The sequence below is a fragment of the Acinetobacter stercoris genome, from assembly GCF_900323515.1.
GTDB classification, from domain to species: Bacteria; Pseudomonadota; Gammaproteobacteria; order Pseudomonadales; family Moraxellaceae; genus Acinetobacter; species Acinetobacter stercoris.
The window spans coordinates 1-13,003 of record NZ_OOGT01000106.1 but is presented as its reverse complement, the minus strand read 5'-3'; the positions used below and the strand labels follow the sequence as shown (position 1 = coordinate 13,003).

Genomic DNA, 13,003 nt, shown 5'->3' with positions numbered 1-13,003 from the left:
ATCCTATTTAGTGTAAATCTGTAAAAGTAAGTTAATTGTTTAAAATAAATACGAAAAATTGATTGATTACCATCGTTGCAAAAATATAGCTATAACGTTGCAATTAGTAGACTACAGCTTAAAAAAAATATTGTTTAGTATGGCGTAAATTTTTAACCAATTTTAGTATTTATGAAAAATAATGCTCAATACTACACAAAAACAGCCCAGATCATTCATTGGCTTATGGCAATAATATTTATTGTTGCTTGGCTCATCGGCTTCTATAGCGGGAATTTTTTAAGTTATGAAACTGATGGTAGCTTTAAAGGTGACGTAATTACATTACATAAAAATATTGCGACAACCATTATTTTTCTAGTGGTGATACGTATTTTTTGGCGCTATACACACCCAGTACCTGAATTACCAGATTCAATGTCACCTTCAATGAAAGTAATGGCACATTTAGGACATTTAGCTTTGTACCTGATTTTACTTGCCTTACCAATCACTGGATGTTTATTTAGCTGGAGTGCTGGTCATCCTGCACCAGTTCTATACTTGTTTAATATCCCTCGACTCATAGGTGAAAATCCACAGATTTTAAGTATCGTTAAACCATTACATATCTATATCTCCTGGTTTGCTGGATTTTTAGTTATCGGTCACATTCTCATGGCACTTAAACATCACTTTATTGATAAAGACAATGTTCTAAAAAGTATGACACGTCAAAAGTAATGGGAAATCTTGTACCAAAAACTGGAGCTCAATAGTCCCCATTGCAAAATAAAAAGGCATCTACTTCCATTGAAGTAGATGCCTGATTAAATTTATATAATCCCGATTAGACTAAATCACAAGCTGGTTATTTGCTAATAATGTTAATAGATCAGTCTTCACATCATGCAACGTTAATACGGTTGCATAATCATGACCTGTACCATTTAAATCCACTTTAACATAGGTATTAGTGCCATCATTAGTGACCTGTAAATATTTATTCAAATCAGAAGATGCTATATCCAGTTTCAAACTATCTGTATCTTTATACAAACTCGCTGTACCAGCATAGTTATCTAATAAATCATGTATATTGATAATGTCGGCATGACTGTCCGTACCAACTTTTCCAATATGAAAACCATTGATAACATCAGAACCATTACCGCCAGTTACATTTGTGTCATCTAATAAATTTAAAACAATTGTATCACTACCACCAGACGCTATATTGAATACATCATTTCCTGTACCACCTACAAATGTATTATCAAAAGTATCTCCAGTGAATGTCGTATTACCTTTAGCAGCGACAAATTGTTCTATATTTTCAAAAGTATCAGTATAAGATACACCATTGATCACTTTTGTTGCCACGCCAGTTACAACATTAATATCAACTTGTCCATTTAAGCTACTGTAATCAAGTACATCCTGCCCACCATCTGCAACCCATGTTTTAGTACCATCAATACTGGTCTTCCAGCCACCAGCGCCGTTGTACTTATCATTACCTAAGGTCGCATAAAAATGATCATTATAACCTGTCCCCACTACTCCCTGAGTGATATTGCTGTTATTCACTGCTGTATTCGTTTCTGTTGTTAAAACGTGAGCTTCATATGCCTTACCAGCAACTAGTCCTGTCCAGTCAGAGTTGACTTGAACATTTGTATAGCCACCTAAGTTGCTCAATCCTCCAACATTGTCATTTATTCCTCCAGCAATACGAAGCATTTGTAGGGAATAAGTCTCATTTGGATCTAATCTATAGAAATGAACTAGAGCCGTGCTATCAGTAGAACCAGCGGATTGAGGATTAATGACCTGCGTTGCAACAAGTTCACCTTTTGAATCATAGAGCTTAACAGTGTTACCGTAAAAACTGTTGACTCCTTTACTATCGACAATCTTGAAATGCAAACTCGTACCATCAGCAGCAACATTTGTATTGCGAACAATAACTGTAGGTGCACTGTTAGTGGATGCAACTACAGAGGCATCTGCTCCTGCACGAGATAATACTAAATCAACAGCACCATCCCAGTCATAGTCAACCGCCATCGCTCCTGTAATATCCGAATACTTCGTACCTGTTAAGGCAATTGCATCACTACCCCAGACATTATTGCCGTGATTTAAATAAAGTGTCGGTGCAAATCCTGACTGGATTGAACCAGCAACCTGAGTAGGGACTTCAACGATATCTGCTTTACCATCAAGATTCCAGTCGATTGCAAATGCTGTACCACCTGCTAACTTATCACCAAACCATAAAGCCTGGGTATCCGTGGCATTGAGCTGTCCTTTACCATCATTTAAATAAATACGACTTTCATCAGAGTTTACACCACCTTTAGAACCACGGTTAAGATACATATCCAACCAGCCATCGCCGTTAAAGTCTGCAAAAAGTATGGTTTGAGGAAGATTACCGTAGTCTGTACCACCATCATTGGTAAAGATGTTCGCCTTATTGATATAGGTAAAGCCAGCAGCAGTGCCCGAGTTGTAGAGCACTCCCATACCTCTAGAACTATCACCCGCAGAAGATGATCCACCGTTATAGTCTACGTGTGCAACTAGATCAACAGTACCATTATTGTCTAAATCAACTGCTGCAATATCATGTAAAAGCGATAGATCTTTTGGCATCGCTTTACCAGTCACACTGCCTGTACCCAATCCATTCGTGATAGTCATCGCACTAGATGCAATACCATTAACATCCTTATATCCAGTTCGAGTTTCATATGTAACCACTTGTACATATTTATAATAACAACCAACTTTTTTATAAACATAGCTATAGACCGCTTCAGAGTAGCTATATGCCTCTTTCGTTGTTTCTAATACAAGCGTACCACCATTATTTTTAATAAATACCAACGAATCTGAGCATGAATCTGCTGCTACAAAGTCTATGTAGAAATCACCTGTCCTGTCATAAGCAATCACACCACCAATATGAGTCGTTGTACCCTGATTAAATAATTTACCAGTATACGTTCCATCACCGTTATTGATCCAATATGGCGTAGTATCACTGTCATTATCATCACTAACTTGTGACATTACATCCATATAACCATCACGGTTGATATCAGCAAATACTGCTGAAGCGACAAACCCACCAAAACCTTTACGATAGCTTGCTGAAGGCTCTGCTAGATAGCTTGAACTTGCTGAGTAAATATCCTCAGAAATTGAATACACACGACCTGCATAAGCCATATTTGTTTTAGTGGTTCCCCTGACACTTTGCCAGAATGAATAACTGCCATCTTCATTAATCGTTACAGCAGCAGCATTTACACCATAACCATCACCATCTGTTGTTCCACCCCAGTTGGTTGTAATCACTTCAGCATTATTCGGAGAAGCAGTTACCATCGTGGTTGTGGTTGGACTTAATGCTGATGCATTACCAGCCTGGTCCCAAAGCATAAATCCAACAGAAATATCTCCTGCAGGTAATTTGGTAGAAATCGTCCATTGTCCTTGATCATCCGCCACTGCATAGGCAATGATTTTATCCAGGCCTTCTTGCCACATATCATTGTCATTTACATCTTGAACAATGGCAATTTTTGTACCTGGCTCTATTTTTCCGTACTGGTCACTCGTAAATGTAAATGTTGAATTTAGATCTGATTTAGCACTAAGAGCAGGCTGCATAACCAGTGCATCTGGTGCAGTTAAATCAACAACAACTCGACGATCTTGACCGGTCAATATATCTGAAAAGCTACCAAACTGATCACGAACTCTAAATGCATAGTTTAAAATCGTATCGGTAGAATAAGCATCAGAAATATATTTCCATTTTACGCCATCAAGAACAGTCACATCAGACCATGTTACACCGCCATCTTCAGAGACTTGTAACATTTCACTCGCTTTTAATTCCCTGTTTAAGACACCTGAAATTTCAGGAGTATTATCACGGGTAATAAAGTCATTATTGCTAGCAGTAATCGTTGATGTATAACCTGCTGCATTCACACCATCAGCTGTATCAACAGATAAGTTAAACGTTGTCGTCACATCTGATACGTCTGGCTTGGTACTAATCGTAATCACAACAGGATCACTTTGCGCACTTTGGTTTTTAGCCTGATCTAGCAATATGTAGCTAAATTCATGCTCGCCATCAGTTAATGGTTCAATTGGTGTCAAATAACCTGTACTTGGATCATAGATCGCATCTACAGGTTTACCATTGACAAATAGCATTGAAGATGTACCTGTAGGTAATTGACCGATGATGATACCTGGTGTTGTATCATCAGTAATAGTATCAACGGTAAATTCCCCCTGCACAAGCCCAGTATTATCATAGTAATGAGTTGGTGCAGCTGGCTTATCTGGTGCAATAGTATCAACCGTGAATAAAATCGGCGCACTTTGCTGACTTTCAATTCCTGTTGAGTCAATTACAGTATAGGTCGCACTATAAGAACCATCAGGAAGCGCATCGACTGGTGTTAAAGTATTTGTAGCTATATCATAAATCGCGTTTACTTTAACTCCGTTGATATACAGACTTGCACTGATCTCATCAGCACCTAACGGATCAATAATAATGCTTGGTGTAGTGTCATTAGTTACGGTGTTAGATGCGAAAGTACCTTGAGCTGGGTCGACATTATCAATATACGCTGTTGGTGCATTTGGCTGATCTGGTGGAGTTAAATCAATGGTAATTTTAAAGTTACCACTCATCTTGCCCTGATTACCTGCCGTATCAATCACACAAGCCGAGTATTTATAAGTTTTTCCATCAATCAATCCACTGGTGTTATCCGTGAATTGGTATTTTTTGTTGGCAACTTCTACTGCTGTACCAACATATATACCATCCCTAAAGATTTGGACGGTTTCACCTACTCCAAGGGCTGCATTAATATTAATGTTCAACGTCGGTGAGGTATCATCAGTTATGGTATCTTTCAAGAACTCCCCGGTAATCAAACCAGTGTCATCTATATAATTCTTGATGTTTGCATTTGCAGTTGGTGCTATGGTATCAATGATGATTGCAATTGAACCGCTTGGAAGACTTTCATTGCCAGCAATATCCGTCAAGGTATAGCTCAGATCATGACTTCCATCTCCCAAAGCAGAAACAGGAGTCAGTGTACCGTTTACTGCATCATAGACTGAGTCAATAGCCTGTCCATCTACATATAAAGTTGGTGTTTCATCTACTGCTACAGCACCTATAATCAAACTCGGTGTCGTGTCATTCGTCGTTGTATCTGTGACAAATGTTCCTGCTAATGGATCAACGTTATCTATATATTCTGATGGAGATACTGGTTGTACTGGTGGAACTGTATCAACAATAACTGTAACAGCCTCACTTTCAATACTTTCATTACCTGCTGCATCCGTCAGGGTATAACTTAGATCATGACTTCCATCTGTCAAAGCAGTAACTGGAGTCAAAGTACCCTCAACTGGATCATACGTTGCTGCAACTTTCACCCCATCTACATATAAAGTTGGGGTTTCATCAGTGATACCGATTTTTAATGCCGGTTTCGTATCATCAGTGACTGTGTCTGTTCCAAATGTTCCCTGAATTGAACCAATGTCATCAATATATTCCATTGGTGCCACAGGTTGTGCTGGCGGTGTTAAATCAACAGTAATATTAAACTCACTGCTCAGTACACCTGCATTACCTGCCGCATCCACAACACGAGTGGTATAGGTATAAGTCTGTCCATCTTCTAAACTATTATCAATAAATTGATAATCTGAACCGCTGACCAAGGTCGCTTTACCAATATATTGCCCATCTCTATACACATATACCGATTCGTTAGAACCAATAACCCCGTTAACTTTAAGATTTAAAGTTGGAGAAGTATCGTTTGTCGATGAATTACTTAAAAAATCACCCGTCAATGGAGAGATATCATCATGATAGCTTGTGATGGTTACCGTCGCCGATGGAGCAACAGTATCAAAGTTTATAATGAACTCATTTGAAGTCGAAACTTCAGTCGTACCATCAAAGGCTTTAACTTGATATTTGTGCTCTCCTTGTGAGCTTAAACTCAAGTCATCAGCAAATTTCCATGTATCCCCCTGAACAGTAGCTTCACCAACCTCTAGACCATCACGATACACGACCAACTTGTCATAACTTACTGATAATTTTAGAACACCTTCTACCGTAGGGGTGGTGTCATTGGTATATCCATTATGATCAACCAATCCAGTGATTGGAGACACATTATCATTAACATAATTGATACTTATAAAATCATCTGGATCATCAAAGTTGGTTTGAATCACATAAATATTACTTGTACTAATAATATTCCCATCAATATCTTTGATAATGGCTGTGTAAGTATAGGCTTGTCTACTTCCTAGTCCTCCGTCCTCAAATGTCCACTCTGTACCAGTAACTGTTGCCTCTCCGACTTCAACACCATTACGCAAGATATAAACCGCTTCACCAGTAGCCAACGGTTGACTTAAACTACCTCTAATTTCAGGTAAGTCATCATTTGTAACATTACCCTCTGCAATTACGCCAATTCCAGGCCCCTTATTGTCATATATTTCTGTGATTGTAATTACTTGGGATAACCCAGCATCACGAGCAAAAATATTTACACTTTCATCTTGAGAAATAACATTCGCATCTGAAACTCCATTATCAACATTTATTAAATAAATGTCCGATTCAGTCCCCTTCACTCCTATTGAGTTTTCAACTGCTACTGTGTATTTATATTGGTTACCATTTAGTAAACCACTATCTTGATAACTCCATGTGGTTCCGCTTACTTCTGCCGTACCAATTTTGACACCATCTCGATATACGCCTACTGTTTCTCCTGTAGATAAACTGCTAGTCAAACTACCTTCTAACAAAGGTGCAGTATCATCAGTATAACCATTATTTAAAACAGTCGTGATTAGAGGTTCTTTATCATCTCTAATTCCTGTAATTGCAGCCAAATTATCAGCCATCATAACCCCCATTTGAAGTGTTCTTGTAAAATTAAAAATTTGAGGAATCACATTCGAAATTAATTCTTTGTTATCCACATTATTATCTACATTTGTTGTAGTTAATTCTGAATCAAGTAGAAGAGCTCTAGGCGTTATCATTTCATCTGAAGTTTGAGTTAAATCAAACTTGATCGGATATGCACGTGTATCACCTGAATCATTACCTGCTGCATCTACAACACGAGCCATAAAATTGATAAATCCCATATCTGAGTCACTTTGCTGCATACGGAAATTCATAGGGTCTATCGTAACTGTCCATGTTGTAGCTGTGAGCATCGTAACTTCTACACCATACGAAGAATCGAATTTATCGGGCATGAGTAATACCTTTTCATTGGCAGCTAAAGGTATTTCAATGGTTCCCGAAATTACTAACAAAGTTGTTGGATCGATAATTGAGTTTGGTTTTATTACGTTACCTAAAATATCTGTAATCGTAGTCAAAGTCTGTGTTCCCGCGTACGCAAAAGTGTCAATATTCAAAACACATTTTGTTTCAGCACTCACATTTCCAGCTTTATCTGTTTCAGTAACATATAATGTTTTTTGATATTCTCCCCTATCCAGTGTATTGTCATCTGTTGGAGTAATAGACCATTGACCATTTATATCGGCAATAGCCGTACCTAATACCTTATTAGTTTCGTCTTTTAAAGTAATAAGAGCGCCAGGTTCTGCACTGGTTCCATTTAATGTTGGCGTACGGTCATTTGTATAGGTGTTGACAAAATCTGAATATGTACCCTGATTGTTTCCCCAATTATCAGTAAATGATGTGATCGTAAGTACATCTGGTACTATAGTATCAATCACAATGGTTAAAGGATGATCTGGATCACTCTGTAAACTTTCATTGCCTGCAACATCTACTACACTATATGTAATATCGTGACTACCCTCATCCAATGGATCGATTGGCGTCAATGTACCTTTCTCTGCATCATAAATAGACTCAACTGGCTTATCATCAACATAAAGTATCGCTGTTTCACCATCTTTTAATGGGTCAATAATGATGCTCGGTGTTGGGTCATTTGTTGGTGTATCCGTATCAAATGTTCCTGTCTGAGGATCTTTGTCATCAATATACTGAGTTGGAGCATTTGGTTGATCTGGTGGAACTGTATCAATAATGACTTTGATTGGGTCACTCTGAACACTTTCATTACCAGCTGGATCAGTCAAGGTATAACTTAAATTATGTTCACCGTCAGCAAGTGGCTCTTTTGGTGTAAGTGTTCCTTCAACAGCATCGTAAACAGACTCAACTGGCTGACCATCAACATATAGTTTTGGTGTCTCTCCTTCCGGAACTACTCCAATCACAACACTTGGTGTTGCATCATTAGTTTGTGTTCCTGTAGCAAATACTCCCTGATTTGGATCAACATTATCCAAATATTGTGTTGGTGTAGTCGGTTGATCTGGTGCTGTAATATCTACGATTATCTTGATCGGATCACTCTTCGGACTCTCAGTTCCAGTCGGATTAGTCAACGTATAACTAAGATTATGCTCACCCTCTCCCAAAGGCACTTTAGGCGTCAAGGTACTCGTTACTGGGTCATAGACAGACTCAACGGAGTTACCATCCACATACAATGATGGCGTATTCCCTACTGGAACAGCCCCAATAATAACGCTTGGCATTGCATCATTGGTTGATGTCCCTGTACCAAATGTTCCTTGTACTGGATCAACATTATCAACATATTGAGTTGGCGTCGTTGGTTGGTCTATAGGTGATGCATCTACAATTACCTTGATAGGGTCACTCTTCAGACTTTCGTTACCCGCCTGATCAGTCAACGTGTAACTAAGATTATGCTCACCATCAGGAAGAGAAGTTTTCGGTGTTAAGGTTTTAGCAACTGGATCATAATCAGCCTCAACTTTAACTCCATCCACATACAACGTTGGTGTTTCACCTGCTGGGACAGTACCGATAATAATACCTGGTGTTGCATCATTGGTTAATGTACCCGTTCCAAACTCACCTTGGATAGGATCAACATTATCCAGATATTTCGTTGCAACTGGTTGATCTGGCGGTGTTGTATCCACAATTACCTTGATCGGATCACTCTTCGGACTCTCATTACCAGCTGGATTAGTCAACGTATAGGTAATGTTATGCTCACCTTCTAGCAATGGGTTTTTAGGCGTTAAAGTTCCAGCAATTGGATCATAATTCGCTTCGACTTTCGCCCCATCAACATACAATGCTGGCGTATTACCTGCTGGAACAGTACCGATAATAACGCCTGGTGTTGTGTCATTGGTTGACGTACCAGTACCAAATATTCCTTGTATTGGATCAACATCATCAACATATTGAGTTGGTTTCGGTGGTGGTGGGCTATCATCAGATAAAATAGTAATTATAGACTCTGGCGATTGAACACTTTCGTTACCAGCTTCGTCTGCGATCGAATAAGCAACTTTATGATTACCATCAGCTAATCCCTCAACAGGAGTTAATGTCCCTGAAGCAGCGTCATAAATAGCATCAACTTTTTTATCATCTATATATAGGTATGGTGTTTCACCAACACCGACTACATCATCAATAACAAAAGCTGGTTTTGTATCATCAGTAATTTCCGTTATCGTAAATGAACCTGTTTTATCACCAATATCATCTACATAAGTTTTTATTGGATCAACAGGTTGAGGTGGTGGTGTCAAATCAAACGTCAATATAAATTTATCACTTTCTTGACCTTGATTACCTGCCGCATCTTCTATACGTACGGTATAGGTATAGGCTTTCTCATTGACTAAAGCTTTATCTGTAAACTTATAAATGCCATCTACTAAACTTGCGTTGCCAACTTTCACACCATCTCGATATACTGCAACCACATCTCCTTCTGCAAGGCTGCCTGTCACACTGATGTTCAGGGTCGGACTGCTGTCATTGGTGATCGTACCACTGAGGTATGTACCTTGCTGTGGTGCTACATCATCAAGATAGCTAACGATCTCTGCCATCGCTGGTGGCGGCACTGTATCCAGTACGATCTTGTATTCTGACGAAGTCGTGGTTTTGTTCCCCGCTGCATCACGTACATAAGCGGTATAGATGTAGCTGTCATCGACCGACAGACTGTCTTCATAGCGCCAGCTGGTACTGCCATTCGCAACGGTCACAGTATTAATTTCATCACCATTACGGCAAATCACCAAGACTTCACCTGTCGATAGGGCTTTGTCTAATGAGCCTTCCAAAGTCGGCGTTTTATCATTGGTCGAACCCCCATTATCTATCTTGTTGGTCGTCTTCGGCTCAACATCATCGATGATCCGGATGATCTGGACTGGATTGTCTCCAACTTCAAACTGAGTCTTGATCGTATAGGCATTACTGACTGCTGATTCATTCCCCGCCTTGTCCCGTACAAACGCTGTATAGGTGTAGCTCTTCCTGTCTTCCAGACTTGAATCGGTATAACTCCACTTCGTTCCATTGATAATCAAGCTGTCTGAATTTAGTTTTAGCTCGACACCATTGCGGTAGATGACCAGCTCTTCTCCTGCACCCAAGACCTGACTCAGGGTACCTATTAGTTCCGGAGTACTGTCGTTGGTGGTGCCACCGTTGTCCACATCGTCCACCACCGGTAGTTTGTTATCATAAACCGTCTCAATGTGCACAACCTGTGGTGGTTGGGTCGTATCAATGTGTATAACTGATTCAACTGATTTCGCACCTTCAACTCCGGCAGCACTCACCACCACAACCTTGTAGCGGTACTCTTTTCCGTCTTGGAGATCTTTTTCTTGGTAGCTCCATTTGTGGGTAACAGGGTCGATCTCAACTTCTGTTATTTTCACACCATCACGATAGATCGCAACTTTCTCCCCGACAGCCTGGCTGTCGTTGATCACTACATGTCCCTGCAGTAGAGGTGAGGTATCATTGGTGTAGCCGTCATTCGCAAACTGGGTAATGTCGCCAATCTGTGGCGCAACGTCATCCATGATGCTGTCAATGAGCGCTATATTTGGTGATCCGCCAGTATTTAAGGTCAGGCTGAATATGCCAGACTCCGGTCCTTGTTGACCTGATGCATCTTCTACCCGTGCCGTGTATTTGTAGGTTGTTTTATCGCTTAAGCCTCTATCCGTGTAGCTCCAGCTGACAACTCCTGTTGCCAGTTTAATTTCTCCAATCCGAACGCCATCGCGGTAGATCGCAATCACTTCGTTGGCTGCAAGTGGACTGCTCACGCTACCATTCAGGGTCGGTTCCGAGTCATCAATTTCCTCGCCCGAGTGAAAGTTGCCTGTACTCGCACCAACATTGTCTGTCACGGTCTCAATCTCTACCGTTTGTTTCGGCGGATCGGTATCAATATTGATGGTGTATTTGTTCGAGTCGCCACCCTCATTGCCTGCCTGGTCTTCAACACGTGCCAGGTACTGGTAACTCTTGCCATTTTCCAGATCCTTATCGGTATAGCTCCAGTCGGTATTACCCGCCAGGTCTGTCGCGTTCAGTTTCGCAATCAGTTCGCCATCGCGGTAGATCGCAATGAATTCGTTCGATTGTAGTTGTCCACTGATCGTACCTTTCAGGGTCGGACTGGTATCGTTGCTGTAGTCATTGTTGCTAATCACCACATCTTTTTCAGGCGCGACATCATCCCAGATTTCGGTGATACTGGTACTTTGATTTGGTAGTATGGTATCCACAATCACATCAAAGCTGTCGGCTGGACTTTCATTGCCTGCCTTGTCTGTCTGGGTGACATTCAGGGTATGTGGACCATCGCTCAGTTTGTTGGCATCACTCGGTTCAACGCTCCAGTTGCCCTGACTGTCTGCTGTCGCTGTACCAATCACTTTACCTGTTTCATCTTTTAAGGTAATTAAGGCATTCGGTTCTGCACCACTACCACTCAGTGTCGGTTTGCTATCGTTGGTGTAGTCACCTGAATTGAGTGGTCCTGTCAGGTTGATTTCGTTGTCCAGAACATCTGTAATAACGACTTCACCTGGAGCAGTAGTATCAACTGTAATAACAACTGGTTCACTTAACTCACTTTCATTACCCACCTCATCAGTAAGCGAATAACTTATTTCATGATCACCTTCTGATAGTGGCACTTTCGGAGTTAAAGTTCCTTTATCTTTATCATATGTTGATTCAACAGGCTTTCCATCAACGTATAAAGTAATCGTCTCATCATCAGGGATAGTACCTATTACAAATGATGGAGTTGTATCATCTGTTACAGTTTCAAAAGAAAACTTCTCTTTAATACTCCCAACATCATCAACATAATTAGTTATTGAATCTGGTTTATCTGGAGAAGTTGTATCAATTGTAATAGTTACTTCTGGACTCTTTGGGCTTTCACTTCCAGATCCATCAATAAGGGAATACTCAATTGTATGCTTACCCTCAGACAATGATTCTTTTGGTGTTAAAAGACCTGTAGTACGATCATATTCGGACTCAACCTCCTTTCCATCTACATATAAAACTGGAGTTAAATTATCTGGTATAGAACCAATTTTAAAATCAGGTGTTGTATCATCAGTAGGTAGAACAACACCAAATTCCCCTTTTTTGCTTCCAAAATTATCAATATATGTTTTAACTTGTTCTAACTCAGGAAATTGAGTCTTATTTGGCTGTGAATGATCCTTATCATGATAAGCAATTGCTGCAACCAGTACGCCACCTGTTAACCAGGGTAAAGCTGCTGCATATTGTGAGCCATCTTCATTATATAAAAGTGGTTCAACATTATCTAAAACCTGATAGTGTATTTCATTATCAATAACACCGATATTTTCAAGTTTCTGGATCCAAATTAATTGACCACCGTCTTCTTTAAGTACAAGGCTATTATCTAAAGTATTTTGGTCATCATAATAATTTTCTATTCTTAATACTTCACCATCTTTAAAATGGATGATTAAAGCGTTGTTCACTCTTTCAATTTTTAGTATATCTTTTATAGAT

General features: G+C 39.8%; 2 protein-coding genes. One reads left to right on the top strand and one right to left on the bottom strand.

What is annotated here, in order from left to right; all coding sequences use genetic code 11:
- Positions 1-171 precede the first annotated feature (171 nt).
- Positions 172-723, top strand: a complete 552-nt coding sequence (locus tag KPC_RS11665) for a cytochrome b (protein ID WP_121974550.1) — start codon at positions 172-174, stop codon at positions 721-723.
- Between the two features lie 111 nt (positions 724-834).
- Here the strand turns inward: KPC_RS11665 and KPC_RS11660 are convergent, their stop codons facing one another.
- On the bottom strand, positions 835-12,990 hold the full coding sequence (locus tag KPC_RS11660) for an Ig-like domain-containing protein (protein WP_407641988.1): 12,156 nt from the start codon (positions 12,988-12,990) through the stop codon (positions 835-837).
- Positions 12,991-13,003 lie beyond the last annotated feature (13 nt).